This window comes from Bdellovibrio bacteriovorus (assembly GCF_001592735.1).
Classification (GTDB): Bacteria; Bdellovibrionota; Bdellovibrionia; order Bdellovibrionales; family Bdellovibrionaceae; genus Bdellovibrio; species Bdellovibrio bacteriovorus_D.
Genome location: NZ_LUKE01000001.1, coordinates 1986707 through 1999737 on the forward strand (window position 1 = coordinate 1986707; position 13031 = coordinate 1999737).

The following is a 13031-nucleotide window of genomic DNA, read 5'->3' on the forward strand; positions in this document are numbered from 1 at the left end:
ATCACACCCAGGAACTTTTGGCCATTAAATTCGTTATTGCCGGCCGACTTCGGTGTGTCGCAGATGCGTGCGCACGTTGACGCGATTTTTTTGTAGGCGTACGGCTTCCACCGCGCGAGCGTATCCAAGATTGAATTGCTTTTGAATGATGTAAGCGAATTTCTCATGAGAGCTGGGAAATCGATTTATAAAAAGCACACCAAAAAGTCCCGGATCCAGTCCTAACTCGTGAGACCCTGACGTATCAATCCACTTGATGTCATTAAGTCGAGACACTTCCGTGGTGCGATCTGACTGCGCAAATCCGTAAGTGCTAGAGATCGCGAGGTCTTCAAACCTATTATACAAACCGCCCGGAAAATTCATTAAAACCTCTTCAGCTAAATGCTGAGCGGTTTCTACGGGAAACAGATCCACGGCTCCACCCCAGTAATAGGAATTTCCAATGCGGGTGGGATTTACATAAAAAGGATCGGTGATCGAGGCGCGCACGGCCTGGCTTAAGGCCACGTCACTGCGAACTTCAGTTTTGCGATCCACACGCGAATAAGGAAAAGATTTTTTTACCGGTGATTCAAATCCACGCAGCTCATTGGCCGTTGCGGCATCCGTAAGATAACTTTCTCTGAATAAAGATCCAGTGCCGGTGTCTTTACCTTGATGCTCGGGACCGAACGAGGCGCGGGCGGCAAGGATTATCAAGCGAGATTTGTTTTTGCTTAAAGGAAACTTTTCTGACGGTAAAAGACCTTGAGCTTCATTGGGAATTTTTAAGATATTCCCTTCAAAAATTTCGGGCAAGTTTTTGGGATTTGCCAAAACGGTTTGCATTTTGTTTTTTAATCCTAAAGCGGACCACGCCCCCAATCTGACAAGCTTTTGGAAGCGTAAATAGAATTCCTCGGACTTGGCGTACTTTAATGCTTCTTTAGGGGAAGAAAAGGACCCATAAAGGGCCGCCCCCAAAGAGGCTCCGCAAGCGGCAAGGATTACATCCGGATTATAGCCCGCATCTTTGGCGCCCGCGATCATGCCTAAGGCAACACCTGGCGTGATACCACCTCCGCCAATGACCAAGGCTTTTTTAAAGGGTTTAGAGGGGCTTGAAAAAGCCGTGCAGCTGACAAACGTAATAAGGCTGATCACTGTCAAAAGTTTATTCATTCAACTGCAATACGATGCACGTTAAAGGCATCGTTTCCCTTTGCGAAATGGATATTCAGGATTTAGACCAGCCGCGTGCAGTGAAAGGTTTGTCCGTACCCAAGTAGTCGATCCCCAAGGCTTTCATCTCCTGATAGGTTTCGGGATCATTCGCGTTCCACGCCGTGACGGTGAATCCTGCCTGATGGCAAGCTTGAACCAACTCTGTATCAATCCAATTTACGCTGAGTGAAAGCCCTTGGGCTTTAGCGCTTTTGACAATTTCCACGGGATTCATGGGTAAGCCAAAGAGCAAGCATGTGGTGCGAATATCGGGGGCGGAATTTTTAAATTCGAAAAGCCAGCGATGATTAAAAGAAATAATAGTGATTTTAGAAACGTCGATGGACGAGCGCAGAACTTGGGCCAGAGCCTGGTAATTCCCTGGGGACTTCAGTTCGATTTGTAATTCCATCGAGGTGTTTTTGAAAATTTCCAGAACTTGTTCTAGGCGCGGTAAAGGGTCGCCTTCATGAGTTTCTATTTTGCAGAGTTCTGCCCAGGATTTTGAAGATAAATGTCCTGTGCCTTTCGTAGTGCGTTCCAAGGTGTCATCGTGATGAACCACCCAAACTCCATCTGCACTTTCGTGAATATCAAATTCAACAGCGGGGATGCCAGCTTCGATCAGGTGAGAAAAAGAACGTAACGTATTTTCTGGAGCTTTATCCCGTGCCCCGCGGTGGCCCATTAATTTCATAGGCGCCATTAAAGCAAAAATGGCGCCTAGGATTCAAGCTAGTTTCTTACGTATTCCACAAATTTGCAGTTGCGAACATTTTCTGTTTTTACCTTGGCTGTATAGTTTTGACTTAAGATAACGCGCACGTCCGCTTGGCAGCGATAAAGGTCACAAGAGCCTGCATCGTTGCGGGGATCAAAAGAGCAGTTTTCATAGCTTTCAAAATCATTAGCCAAGTAAGTGATCTCAGTCACTCGGTTGCCATTGCTGATCACGGCCTGCAATACAAGTCGGTCGATGCTAAAAGGAAGTTCTTGAAGATCTGAAGTCGAAGCTGCAATCGCTGACTTTCCAAGTTGAGCCACTTGCTCTTCAGAAGTAGCAGCAGCAAAGGAAGTTAAAGACACCAGAGACAATAACGCAGAAAAAAGAATGGCTTTCATTTCGGCTCCTTAGGGTTGTTTCCCCTAGGCAAATAGTGCATAAGTCCGCGAAAGAAAAGCCTTAACCGCCATTTTATGAAGTTTACAAATTTACCTTGCCTGGCAAGGCAAGTATCGAATATCTTCCGCTCATCAAATGACTAACTAGCTTTCCAAAACGCAGTTTTTTATATACGACCGCCCCAAATAGGGTTCGCGGCGTTTAGTTTCTATTTTTATTTTAATTTATTTCGGAGTTAGTCATGAAATCTCAATTTCACGAAGATTTTTATTCGTTCGCAAAATATTACGATATCGCCTTTGATTTTAAAGATGTTCCCCAGGAATGTCGGTTTTTGGAAGACGTATTTCAAAAACATTCAAAATCACATTTAAACTCATTTATAGAGTTCGGCGCGGGCCCTGCTTTGCACTGTCTAGAAATGGCTAAGAGCCTGCAAAGTGTGACCGCCGTGGACCTTTCGGCAGAGATGACCACCTATGCCCAAGACAAAGCGGCAAAAGCGGGTGTCGTCGTTCACTGCGAGTGCGCTGATATGATCAAGTATCAGTCTGAAAATCGCTATGACTTAGCCGTTTTGCTGATGGATTCGACTTCGTACTTGCTTTCAAATGAAGCCGTTATTGAACATCTCAGGTCCGTGGCGCAGATTTTAAACCCCGGTGGTTTGTATATTTTAGAGATGAGTCACCCCAAGTCCGTTTTTGAAATATCTAAATCCACCGCGAGTGAATGGGAGATGGAGAAAGACGGCATTAAAGTGAAAATCCAGTGGGGTTCCCCCAGCGACACCTTTGACCCTGTTTCCCAGATAACCAATGTATCGTTGAAAATGGAATATCAAGACGGGGAAAGAGTTGGAACCCTCAAGGATCAATCGCCACAGCGTTGCTTTACCGCGACGGAATTCGCGGCCCTGGTTGCGGCCTCGGGGGTATTTGAGATTGTCGATTGGTATGGCGCTATGTCCACGGGCGTGCCGTTTAATAACGCCGAAGCGGCCTGGAGAATGGTTCCCGTTCTTAGAAAAAGCTAGCGCCCAAAGCGCCTAGGACCGTCCAAAGCAGGTTGTCATTATTGTTCGGTGGAACGCCGGCGGCTTTATCTTGTTCGTAAACGATCAAAAGATCATTAAAGCCGGCGTCCACATCTTGAGCAAAAGCAGGGCAATTGCGAACCAGGATCATCGACTCCATATTTAAAGAATAGGATCGTTGATCAATGTTAAAGCTGCTGACGATAATATCTTTATCATCGCGAACGCCGACTTTGCCATGCAGGCGGTATTCGGTGTTAGGCGGGGATAATAACCAGTTATCTTGCAAGGCTCCGTGCATGGAAATCTGTTTTACGGCCATCGAACCTTGGTTTTGCAATCGAGCCGCACGATTGTTATGGCTGTCCTCGGCGTATTTCAAAATACCCGGGCCATCCATATTGTCGTTGGTGATAAATAAAACCGGAATTTTCTTCCAGCGTAGGTCGAAAAACTCATAGCGCATATTTTCATGCGGCATCAGCGACCAGTTTTCCATCACCATAGTTTTTTTAGTATTGCGAATGAATTTTAAAAACTCAGCCGTCGTATGTTTGCCTTTGCTTTCAGCCATTTCAATGCCGTTGCGATGTTGATCTAAAATTTTAGCACCGGGTTCATCAGCGATGAAATGGGTGTCAGGACAAGAACGTAATGGCAGAGCGTTCACCAGTTCAGTGCGGTATTTATTAAAATGATCTTTGATTTCAGCAGCCCGCTCGGACTCATCATATTCACAAACTTCTTTCCACGAAATACGAGTATGCGAGGGCTTGACTGTTTTCGTCCAAGAAGAGGCCCACATCGTATTAAAAACTTTTTGTGCTTCTTTCGCCGAAGCACCTTCCACGAAAGCATCACGATCAATAAAGTTGGCGCCTTCAAAAAGGCCGAAGTATTCGTCCGCGTAATTACGTCCGCCAGTGATATATTTTTGCCCATCAGAAACAATCAGCTTGATGTGCGAACGGAAGTTCAAATTTAAAAGCGGACTGGTATTAAACCAACGGATCTGAATCCCCTGTTGAGCAAAATAGTTGTTCAACTGCCACGCTTGTTTTTTATCGTGCATAAAGGCATCAAGCAGGATGCGCACTGAAACTCCTGAACGCGCCTTAGCCGCCAAGGCATCCATCACCACCAGAGTGCTAGCATGGCAGGGTTCAAAGATAAACGTGGTCATATCGATCGATTTACGCGAGTTCTGAATGATATCTAAAAAGCTCGCCAACGCGCCTTCAGAGTGAGGAATATAACGAACTTGGTCGGCAACCACCGCTTTAGAAAAAAGAAAAACGCTTAAAGCAAGAATGATAGAACGCACCAGAGCCTCCGAATAGGAGGATCCATAGCGAAAAAGATGCCACAAGATAAGGACCCTAAAATCATTGTCCAGATTTACACTGGGAAGTTTCTATAGGCCGGTGACAAAAGTTGCGCATCCATCAGCTGCATTTTCATTTAATTATTACCATGGCAGGGTTTTAAGAATCAGGAGAGTCCAATGAAATCAATAAGTCGAAGAGCATTTTTTAAAAACGCTGCCATTGTTGTGGGTGGAATAACGGCGTTTAATTTTGTAGGTCCATCACGAGCTGAGGCCCAGGCATCAAAAGGTGTCATCCCTCTTTTAATCCCAGGGGATTCCACCGCCAAGGCGGTGAAATACGTTGAAGACTATAAAAAAGTTCCAGCAAGTAAAGGCAATCACTGCGCAAACTGTGCATTCTATGCAAAAAAAGAAATTCGGGCAGGAAAAGAAGTTGGCACTTGTTTGATCTTTGCTGGCAAATACGTTTTAGCCGACGCCTACTGTGCATCCTGGGCCAAAAAGTCTTAAGAATTTTTTTGGGGGGATTAAAATAAAAAAAGCCGACTTATCCAGTCAGCTTTTTGCGGATCTCTTTCAAGAAGAGATTTGGTGCCCCGCGAGGGACTTGAACCCCCACGCTTGCGCACTAGATCCTAAGTCTAGCGTGTCTGCCAATTTCACCAGCGGGGCACACCTAAAATTCGAAAGTCATTTCTAGCCTAATCGGCCAGGCGCTTGCAAGTAAAAAATTACTTCTCAGCGATCAATTTTTTGTAGTCCGGAGCACGCATCAGATTTGCGAGTTCCTTTTCAGTATCCATTTCGATACGAACCAACCAGCCTTCGTTCACGGGGTCGTCGTTCAATACTGAAGGGTCATCACCCAAAGAAGCATTTACTTCGATAACAGTGCCTGAAACCGGAGCATAAAGGTCGCTCACGGCTTTAACCGACTCAACAACACCAAAAGTTTGGCCTTGAGTGATCTTTTGACCTTCCTCTGGAAGCTCAACGTAAACGATCTCGCCCAATGAATCTTGAGCAAACTCAGTGATACCAACAGTGACGATGTTCTCATCAACTTGAGCCCATTCGTGTTCTTTAGTGTAGTAATAGTCTTCAGGAATATGAAATGCCATGTGAGGCTCCTTATTTAGTCACAAAAGGGGTTTTGCAAACCACCGCTTTAACACGGCGACCGCGAACATCTAGGTGGAATTCCGTTCCTTCTTTGGCGTAAGCCGCATCAATGAAAGCAATTCCGATAGGTTCATCCAGGGTCGGTGAGTGTGTCCCACTAGTTACCTTGCCGATTTCTTTGTTGTCAAAAGAAAACAGGGCGTAACCCTGACGAGGGATGCCCTTCTCAAGCATCTTAAATCCCACAAGATTTTGGGTTAAACCTGCCTCTTTTTTGCCCACGATAATGGACTTCCCCATAAAGTCTTTTTTAGCCGGTTTAATCACCCAGCCAAGACCCGCAGAATATGGATTCGTCGTGTCATCAATCTCATGGCCGTAAAGCGAGTACTTCATTTCTGTACGCAATGTATCGCGAGCGCCTAAACCAATAGGGGCGACTCCCAAGTCCTTGCCTTGCTCCATAAGGGCCTTCCATAAAGCCGGGGTTCCCGCAGCTTCCACAAAAACCTCACAGCCTTTTTCGCCGGTATAACCTGTGGTTGCGACCATGATTTTGTAGTTTTGGAATTGGCCCGTTTTCACGGTGAAGGATTTCATTTCGCTGACTTTAAAGCCAAAAACGCGATCGCAAAGCTCTAGGGCTTTGGGTCCCTGAATCGCAATCTGACCCCACATATCGCTTTCATCTGTGATGTCAGCACCTTTGTTATGTTTGGTCATCCACGCAAAGTCTTTGTCTTTGTTCGAAGCATTTACGCAGACCAAATAGTCCGAATTTTTTGTTAGGCAATAAACGATGATGTCATCAACCAAGCCACCTTGGTCATTTGGAAGCAAAGAGTACTGAGCTTCGCCGTCGTTCAATTTAGAAACGTCATTGGTGGTTAACCATTCTAAAGTCTCAAGAGCTTTAGGTCCTTTAACGCGGACTTCGCCCATGTGAGAGACGTCAAACAAACCCACATTCTTACGAACATTGTCGTGTTCTTCGCGAAGGCCCGTGTATTGAACAGGCATATACCAACCAGCAAAGTCGACCATGCGGCCGCCGGACTTTTCATGAGTTTCTGCTAAAGGTGTCTTTTTCATCTTAATCCAGTTCCGCGGGCTCACCCGCTGCACATCTTGCGGCGCAAGCCGCCAGGCGAGTTTCCTTTCCCCTGGACAGACAGTCAACGAGGATTCTATTTATACTGCTCGATGTTCAAACTCTCCCCGCGCATGCAGCTTATTTACGATCAACTGATTCCCGGAAACCCGGTGTGGGACTTCTGTTGCGACCATGGCTATATGGGCCTGAATGCCTATGAAAGCGGTGAATTTCCGTCTATTCACTTCGTAGATCAGGTTCGCCATATAATTGAGCAACTTGAGCGGCGTTTTGAACAAGAGCATTATATAAAAGATCATTCCGCCCAAGCTTTCTTTCTGCCTCTAGCGGGGGAGGATTTATTGACACCGGTTGAGGGCAACGTCGTGATTGCGGGGGTGGGCGCTTTTACCATCGAAAGGATTTTAAGATCGATTTCTTCCCGTGGGCTTCTGCGAGCAAAAAAATTGATTTTATGCCCCCAGGGTAGAGCTGAAAAATTACTTCAGAGTTTGCCTGAGATTCCTGACTTTGATTACGAAATCGGCAATGAAGATTGCCAAATTGATGAGCGAGGACGGATTCGTAAGCTATTGATTTTTAATAAGAAATAAAATTTTTTTAATCGGAACTTAACGCAACCTCTTTGGGCAGCATTAAATGTATGTAAGGCGTGAACAAGTTATTGATTATTCGGTCTGCTATCAATAATTGTGTCCTCATGCAGGATGTAAATAAAAACTCAGATTTTAGACAGTTTCTTGAAGATGAATTGGCTCGCCGTAGCCAAAACTATCCTCGTTACTCGCTGCGTGCTTTCGCACGTCATTTGGAAGTGGACTCGTCATTCTTGTCCAAAATTCTTAATGGCAAACGCACAGTAACAATGCGTACTATTCGCATGTTTGGGGAGCGTTTAAACCTTTCACCGGAAGAATTATCTCGTTTTGGCGAGATGAGCCGCGAAAAGAAGATGAAACGTAAATTGGAGCGCCTTCTAGAAAAGATGCCAACTGAAGAGCGCGAACAATCTACGATCTCTATCAACGTGGATGAAAACCGTCTTCCAGAAGCCAAAGAAAGAATCAAAGCTTTCCGCCGCGAGATTGCCCAGTTACTAGATGCAGGGGCAACTCCAGGGAAAACTTATCAGATCTCTTTGTCGTTGTTTCCAATCTCCGGATTCGGTCTTAACGATTAAGAAGCGGTCTTCAGCCTAACATCGGAACGTTTCAAGGCTGCGATTCAAATTAAAACTCGACTATTTTTAAACACCCGGGGCTTGGACGCCTCGGGTTTTTTTTCGTCTTCGATCTGGCGAATGAAAAGGGCCCATCCACTTCGTTGTGCGGTTCGGGCTTGCTCTCCGACGTACTAGGAGTACGCCTCCGTGGCAGCCGAAATCCTCCGCCTCGCGGCTGAACCCTTTTGATTCGCCTTAGTTTGTAATCGTAGGAACATGTTCTATATCTAAGATCTAGTTTTTAAATTTTGATTCAAAATTAACAATTAATTGTTTATAATTGTTTCGATGGCAAAAAAACAAAATCAAAAAAAATGGCTTCACAGTCCGCTATTTCGGACCTTGGTATTTGCAGTCACTACCATTGGAATTGCACTATTGGTCGGAGTGACTGTAAATCAGACGACAGACAAAAATGGAACCGAATGGAATAAGCTTTTGTCCCTGTGGTCTTTTTGGCTACTCATTATTTTAATTCCGATTGCATTTTGGTACTATTATAAAATTGAAGACGCAGATAGACGCCTTAAGTCCCTCGTCGGTGATATCCAATTAGAGTTATCCGACGTGATTGTTCAACGATATAAAGATCTCGTAGCTGCGGGAAAATATGACGACGAGTTGGTCGATAGCAGTGTTATAAAGGACATCATTAAATGAAATTACTATTTACGCGCCACTCTAGAGATAAAATTGAAGAGAGTGGGGGGGCTTACTCGGGACTCTCTCAGTTCATTGAAATGGTCGAGTCCGCAAAAAATAAAGATCAGGTGATGAGGAATTCAGAGGAAATTGGTGAGGATCGTTATCTTTACAAAACTAAAGATGGCTTGAGAGTCATTTATTCTTTGACCGCCGATGAACACAGTCATCCGACGGCGATTGTAATTAGCGTGATGAGCCGCAAAGACTATTAAAATTCTTATATTAGGTGCCGCGACCTATTTTAGGTAGCGGGCCATTTTTGGGTCGTTCAGATTTGTGAAGGTGAAGCCTTCGCGTTTCAATCTGACGATGATTTCATCTAAAGAATACACTGTGCGCTGATGCACTTCGTGCATGAGTACGATACCACCATTAAGGCGTCGGACTTCGCTCAGAACGTGTCCGGCAAAGTTCGCGGTGTTAGCGGGTTTCACCGCGCAAAGAGCGGCTTGTTTTGATGTAACATAACCGTTCTTAGAAAAGGCCCAATCGCAAGAATCCACATGCCAGCCTACGATTTTATACCCTTGTCTTTGTGCTAAGGCGTTCGTGCTGCAAGTCGAGTTTCCGTAAGGATAACGGAACAGTTTGGTCGAAGATGGCATCTCTGAGCGCAAGATCGAATCTGTTGTTGTGAATTCACTGACTTGAGTCCCTTGTGATAATGTGTGGAAATTCGGATGGCTGTAAGAATGATTAGCCACGATGTGGCCTTCGGCGTTCACTCTTTTTACGATGCTCATTTTTGAAGTGGCGGCATTGCCCTTCATAAAGAAGGTCGCTTTGACCCCGTGCTTTTTTAAAATATCTAAAACTAGGGGAGTCAGTGACGAAGAAGGACCGTCGTCAAAAGTCAGCACCACCGTTTTTGCTGGGGGCGGAGAGAAAATACTAGAAACGTATTTACAGCTGCCTCCGGCGCGAGGACGCGCCCATGTGCCGCGCATCCAGTTTTCTTGAAGTTCTTCAAAATATTCTTTTTGTTCAGAACGGATTTGTTCCGTCATTTCGATTTCGGCATCTTGATTTTCGATGTCATCGAATTCGTGAGCATAGGTTGTGTTCGAAATTAAAACCAAGGAAGCAATAAGGCTTTTAAGAATGATTTGTTTTTTCATGGACCAAAAAATAACTCGGCCCCGAAAAATTTTAAAGAGCGAAGGCGGTCTTTGAAAAATCTAGCCAGCTAATGCTTTATTGGCCTTTTTAAGTCGGGTTGAGAGGGTTTTTACCAGCGCCTTAGCCCATGACGGCCGGGTAAAGATGACGTTGTCTACCGCCGAATTAGGGATGGCAATCAGCTCGACATCCGTAATCGCTTCGACGGTGGCCGAACGAGGTTCGTGATTAAAATGCCCCATTTCGCCGACAAACTCACCGGCAACGATCTCACCTAAAGTGATTTTGTCCCCTTCGGGGCTGGCGCAATAGGCGCGCAGGCTGCCTTTTTTTACGATATAGGTCAGCTCGGTTTTTTCACCTTCCGCAAATAGAATGGCTCCGGGTTCAAGCTGTTTGATTTGATATTGAACTTGAGTTTCTACCTTATGGGGTGAAACTATTTTCGAAACACACTCTACCAGGGCCGACTCGCGGTCGGGTTCATTTAAGAACTGCACGCGGCCGGAGGCCACTTCTTTGGTAAAGGCATCATGGTCACTCACGTAAGACATGATGATAATCGAAATGTCATTGTTGTTACGCTCTTTTAAAACCTTGGTGACGACGTCAAAGCCCGAGCCTTTAGGTAAATACTCATCCACCAAAATGGCTTTGGGATGGACGTTATCCAGCTTGTATTTTGTCTCGAACCATTCGGCACTGTGAAAGATTGAACAGTTAGGGAAATTGCGATTTAAAATGTCGGTGCACTTCTGCACGCGCACTTTATCGCCACTGACGATCAAGAACGTGTTCTTTTTTTCCTGTCCCATCTTAAACCTTCCATAATTAAACCCGTCTCACTTAAGGACGAGTCAATGGTGACACCTTTTACATTTTCGCTTACTTAGGAACACCTCACAAGGGTAAGGGGTCAGATCGAAACTGAATGTCGTGATTTGAGATTTTAAACTAGGACCTAGCTAATCAAGCCAAGAAGAAATCACATCAAGGGGTGGTAAACTGACAGAGTCAAAACGATAGGAATAAGCAAGACTCAGTTCAGCCAAGGTGCCACCGATTTCCCCATCGCCGACGTTAGAGCCTACGCGCTCAGCTAAAACCTGAAGTCCCACGACATGTTTCTGGCCATTGTAACCGGCACCCATTCGAAGGGTCGAATAAGTGCCCAGATCTTTTTTATTTTCCTGACCGCCATCCGTACTTTTAAACTGGGCATCTTGATAACCTAAACCTAGCGCCAAGAGTCCCGTGGCATAATATTTTTCTTTGAAAATCAAGATCGCACCAAAGCCCGCTCCACCGGCAAGCGTGAATCTATTGATATCAGTGATATCGGCAAGCGAGCCAAAAGTAGGCGCGGCACTCGCCGGGATGAGGGATTGATTGCCATTCGTGATTTTTGATTGGCTGGCGTGACCGAAGACACTCCAGCCCAAAGCATTTTTACGTTGATGTCCCGCCTGATCAAAGGCCACGGCAAAAGAGAACTCTTCGTCGTCTAAATTCCAGAAAAAATTCATCCCATAATTTTGAGTTTTTAGGTGGGGATACAGAATTTTTTTATCAGTATTTACATAGGCTGGATCAAGCTCGGCCGAGTTATCTAAATAGTAGCCATGATAGGACTGGTAAAAGAACTCATAGGTTCTTTTACCATAAAGTCTGAATTGAAAGTCGGTTCCATCACTGCTGCCTTTGGTGGATTCATCTTCGTGGCTTTGCGCTTGGGTCGTGGAAGCGGTGGCAGAAAGATTGCGATAGCCTAAATTCAAAAATACTTTTGAATTTGCATTGGGTTCAAATTTCGCTTTGGTTTTGTTTGGGCTATCGAATTCGACACTGTATCTGGGGACTGAAAATCCCGTTTTGACTTTTAATTGATCAGATTTTTGCGGCTCCCAAAATGGAGTTTCTTGAGATTGGTATTCTTCGGCTAAGATTTCTTGAGTGCTTTTAGTTTCTTCCGCAAAAGTCGTGGCTGAAACAGCTAAAAGAATCAGGAAAAGAAATCTTTTTAATAAGGACATTACTTTAATACCTTGATTTCTTGATTCACGCGAAGTTCGTTTGAAACCTTTGGTAAATCCGCGGGCAGATCAATCAAAACTCCGCGCGGAATTTCTTGGCGTAAGCCTGTTTTATGCAGCCACGCTAGGAATTCCCTTTCGGGACTGCGGCAGACCATCTGGCGGTCTTTGCCTTTTTCCTCTAAGCGATCACCGACCACGCGAGCCGCCAGGATTTTTGGGGCCGGTGTTTTTCGCATCAATACATAGCTCATAGTCAGCGTGCGATTTTTCATCGGCAGTTGCTCTTCCATTTTCAAAAACCAAGAAGGGGCGGCAAAGTGAACGCGATCATGACACCAATCGTGTTTTGATTGGGAATAAAGTGGGCAAGCTAATTGATGAGTGCAGGGCGCCCAGGCTTGATAGCCCTTATCAATGAGTTTTTGTCTTAAATCTAACAACTTCCGCCCATCTTGCTGGGTGGAAGGTTCCACCAACATCAAGGCCTCGCAATTGTAAGCCCAATCAGGGATGTCGGAAAGTTCGGTCAAAGAGTAACTGAATAATGCCAAAGTTTTCTTGGGATCTTTGAGGTTTTGTTTGCCCCAGGTTTTTTGCCACTCTTCAGCCTTAAACTGTGTGAAATATTTTTCGATCAGTTTTTGCGGTTCTTGGGAACGTTCGACCAAGTGAAACTTGAAATGATGCTTTTCTGAAAGCGTCAGGGATGCGGTGGCGAGTCCTGCGCCAAAATCAATCACATGTTCGATACCTTCAAAAAATCCACGAGCATCGGCTTCATGCACCAACCGATTTAAGCGCGTGGCATTTAAAGGAAGGAAATAGGCCAGGTAAGCGATCTGCGCCCAAGATTCATGCCACGGCGTTTGTCCGTCGGGCTTTTGGATAAAGTAATCTGAAAGAGCCAAGACACATTTCGCCAAGGCTTTAGAGTCTTCCAATGTCAGATCAAAGCTTTTTAAAGCTTCGCGAATTGAGGATTCAAAAGACGGGGGAAAGCTCCAAGATGTGTGCATGC

16 protein-coding genes and 1 tRNA gene are annotated in these 13031 nt (G+C 45.2%); 6 read left to right on the forward strand and 11 right to left on the reverse strand.

Features of this window, described 5'->3' with window-relative positions:
- Positions 1-33: 33 nt before the first annotated feature.
- From AZI86_RS09700 to AZI86_RS09710, 3 genes are read right to left on the reverse strand one after another with little or no spacing between them, the layout of a single operon-like run.
- Positions 34-1164: a patatin-like phospholipase family protein gene (locus tag AZI86_RS09700; RefSeq protein ID WP_061834844.1), complete on the reverse strand. Its 1131-nt coding sequence runs from the start codon at positions 1162-1164 to the stop codon at positions 34-36.
- Between the two features lie 55 nt (positions 1165-1219).
- The gene (locus AZI86_RS09705) at positions 1220-1903 is read right to left on the reverse strand and encodes a glycerophosphodiester phosphodiesterase (RefSeq protein ID WP_061835135.1); all 684 of its coding nucleotides are present in this window, start codon (positions 1901-1903) and stop codon (positions 1220-1222) included.
- Between the two features lie 38 nt (positions 1904-1941).
- Positions 1942-2328 carry a hypothetical protein gene (locus AZI86_RS09710; RefSeq protein ID WP_061834845.1) on the reverse strand — a complete coding sequence of 129 codons (387 nt, stop codon included), beginning with the start codon at positions 2326-2328 and terminating at the stop codon, positions 1942-1944.
- Positions 2329-2570: 242 nt separating this feature from the next.
- Between AZI86_RS09710 and AZI86_RS09715 the strand changes: the two genes are divergently transcribed.
- Positions 2571-3365: a class I SAM-dependent DNA methyltransferase gene (locus AZI86_RS09715; RefSeq protein ID WP_061834846.1), complete on the forward strand. Its 795-nt coding sequence runs from the start codon at positions 2571-2573 to the stop codon at positions 3363-3365.
- Here the strand turns inward: AZI86_RS09715 and AZI86_RS09720 are convergent.
- Positions 3352-4689, reverse strand: a complete 1338-nt coding sequence (locus tag AZI86_RS09720; RefSeq protein WP_061834847.1) for a phospholipase D-like domain-containing protein — start codon at positions 4687-4689, stop codon at positions 3352-3354. The two genes, AZI86_RS09715 and AZI86_RS09720, sit on opposite strands and share 14 nt — an antisense overlap.
- Positions 4690-4869: 180 nt before the next feature.
- Between AZI86_RS09720 and AZI86_RS09725 the strand changes: the two genes are divergently transcribed.
- Positions 4870-5205 carry a high-potential iron-sulfur protein gene (locus AZI86_RS09725; RefSeq protein ID WP_061834848.1) on the forward strand — a complete coding sequence of 112 codons (336 nt, stop codon included), beginning with the start codon at positions 4870-4872 and terminating at the stop codon, positions 5203-5205.
- Positions 5206-5284: 79 nt separating this feature from the next.
- On the opposite strand, the gene AZI86_RS09730 is transcribed toward AZI86_RS09725, so the two are convergent.
- The 3 genes from AZI86_RS09730 to gcvT form a co-directional block, all read right to left on the reverse strand.
- Positions 5285-5367: transfer RNA gene (locus tag AZI86_RS09730), tRNA-Leu, on the reverse strand.
- 59 nt (positions 5368-5426) lie between these two features.
- The gene (gcvH, locus tag AZI86_RS09735) at positions 5427-5816 is read right to left on the reverse strand and encodes a glycine cleavage system protein GcvH (protein WP_061834849.1); all 390 of its coding nucleotides are present in this window, start codon (positions 5814-5816) and stop codon (positions 5427-5429) included.
- Positions 5817-5826: 10 nt separating this feature from the next.
- Positions 5827-6909, reverse strand: a complete 1083-nt coding sequence (gcvT, locus tag AZI86_RS09740) for a glycine cleavage system aminomethyltransferase GcvT (protein ID WP_061834850.1) — start codon at positions 6907-6909, stop codon at positions 5827-5829.
- A 132-nt stretch (positions 6910-7041) separates the two neighbouring features.
- Here gcvT and AZI86_RS09745 point away from each other — a divergent pair, with 132 nt between their 5' ends.
- From AZI86_RS09745 to AZI86_RS09760, 4 genes are all read left to right on the forward strand, one after another.
- On the forward strand, positions 7042-7524 hold the full coding sequence (locus AZI86_RS09745; protein WP_061835136.1) for an SAM-dependent methyltransferase: 483 nt from the start codon (positions 7042-7044) through the stop codon (positions 7522-7524).
- Between the two features lie 59 nt (positions 7525-7583).
- Positions 7584-8111 (forward strand): DUF4423 domain-containing protein, encoded by a 528-nt coding sequence (locus AZI86_RS09750; RefSeq protein ID WP_253715851.1) that lies wholly within the window; start codon positions 7584-7586, stop codon positions 8109-8111.
- A 330-nt stretch (positions 8112-8441) separates the two neighbouring features.
- On the forward strand, positions 8442-8813 hold the full coding sequence (locus AZI86_RS09755; RefSeq protein WP_061834852.1) for a hypothetical protein: 372 nt from the start codon (positions 8442-8444) through the stop codon (positions 8811-8813).
- Positions 8810-9070, forward strand: a complete 261-nt coding sequence (locus AZI86_RS09760) for a hypothetical protein (RefSeq protein ID WP_061834853.1) — start codon at positions 8810-8812, stop codon at positions 9068-9070. Before AZI86_RS09755 ends, AZI86_RS09760 begins: the two co-directional genes overlap by 4 nt.
- A 24-nt stretch (positions 9071-9094) precedes the next feature.
- Here AZI86_RS09760 and AZI86_RS09765 read toward each other — a convergent pair whose 3' ends face one another.
- From AZI86_RS09765 to AZI86_RS09780, 4 genes are all read right to left on the reverse strand, one after another.
- On the reverse strand, positions 9095-9976 hold the full coding sequence (locus tag AZI86_RS09765) for a polysaccharide deacetylase family protein (RefSeq protein ID WP_061834854.1): 882 nt from the start codon (positions 9974-9976) through the stop codon (positions 9095-9097).
- 60 nt (positions 9977-10036) lie between these two features.
- Positions 10037-10792 carry a cyclic nucleotide-binding domain-containing protein gene (locus tag AZI86_RS09770; RefSeq protein WP_081111832.1) on the reverse strand — a complete coding sequence of 252 codons (756 nt, stop codon included), beginning with the start codon at positions 10790-10792 and terminating at the stop codon, positions 10037-10039.
- Between the two features lie 150 nt (positions 10793-10942).
- Entirely contained in the window at positions 10943-12010 is a 1068-nt protein-coding gene (locus AZI86_RS09775) for a DUF4421 family protein (RefSeq protein ID WP_061834855.1), read from the reverse strand.
- Entirely contained in the window at positions 12010-13029 is a 1020-nt protein-coding gene (locus tag AZI86_RS09780) for a small ribosomal subunit Rsm22 family protein (RefSeq protein ID WP_061834856.1), read from the reverse strand. The genes AZI86_RS09775 and AZI86_RS09780 overlap by 1 nt, the downstream gene beginning before the upstream one ends.
- Between the last annotated feature and the right edge of the window lie 2 nt (positions 13030-13031).

What these genes read in the sequence shown, in the direction of transcription:
- AZI86_RS09700 (WP_061834844.1), bottom strand. Translation starts at nt 1,164, where the DNA reads ATGAATAAACTTTTGACAGTGATCAGCCTTATTACGTTTGTCAGCTGC.
- AZI86_RS09705 (WP_061835135.1), bottom strand. Translation starts at nt 1,903, where the DNA reads ATGAAATTAATGGGCCACCGCGGGGCACGGGATAAAGCTCCAGAAAAT.
- AZI86_RS09710 (WP_061834845.1), bottom strand. Translation starts at nt 2,328, where the DNA reads ATGAAAGCCATTCTTTTTTCTGCGTTATTGTCTCTGGTGTCTTTAACT.
- AZI86_RS09715 (WP_061834846.1), top strand. Translation starts at nt 2,571, where the DNA reads ATGAAATCTCAATTTCACGAAGATTTTTATTCGTTCGCAAAATATTAC.
- AZI86_RS09725 (WP_061834848.1), top strand. Translation starts at nt 4,870, where the DNA reads ATGAAATCAATAAGTCGAAGAGCATTTTTTAAAAACGCTGCCATTGTT.
- gcvH (WP_061834849.1), bottom strand. Translation starts at nt 5,816, where the DNA reads ATGGCATTTCATATTCCTGAAGACTATTACTACACTAAAGAACACGAA.
- gcvT (WP_061834850.1), bottom strand. Translation starts at nt 6,909, where the DNA reads ATGAAAAAGACACCTTTAGCAGAAACTCATGAAAAGTCCGGCGGCCGC.
- AZI86_RS09745 (WP_061835136.1), top strand. Translation starts at nt 7,042, where the DNA reads ATGCAGCTTATTTACGATCAACTGATTCCCGGAAACCCGGTGTGGGAC.
- AZI86_RS09755 (WP_061834852.1), top strand. Translation starts at nt 8,442, where the DNA reads ATGGCAAAAAAACAAAATCAAAAAAAATGGCTTCACAGTCCGCTATTT.
- AZI86_RS09760 (WP_061834853.1), top strand. Translation starts at nt 8,810, where the DNA reads ATGAAATTACTATTTACGCGCCACTCTAGAGATAAAATTGAAGAGAGT.
- AZI86_RS09765 (WP_061834854.1), bottom strand. Translation starts at nt 9,976, where the DNA reads ATGAAAAAACAAATCATTCTTAAAAGCCTTATTGCTTCCTTGGTTTTA.
- AZI86_RS09770 (WP_081111832.1), bottom strand. Translation starts at nt 10,792, where the DNA reads ATGGGACAGGAAAAAAAGAACACGTTCTTGATCGTCAGTGGCGATAAA.
- AZI86_RS09775 (WP_061834855.1), bottom strand. Translation starts at nt 12,010, where the DNA reads ATGTCCTTATTAAAAAGATTTCTTTTCCTGATTCTTTTAGCTGTTTCA.
- AZI86_RS09780 (WP_061834856.1), bottom strand. Translation starts at nt 13,029, where the DNA reads ATGCACACATCTTGGAGCTTTCCCCCGTCTTTTGAATCCTCAATTCGC.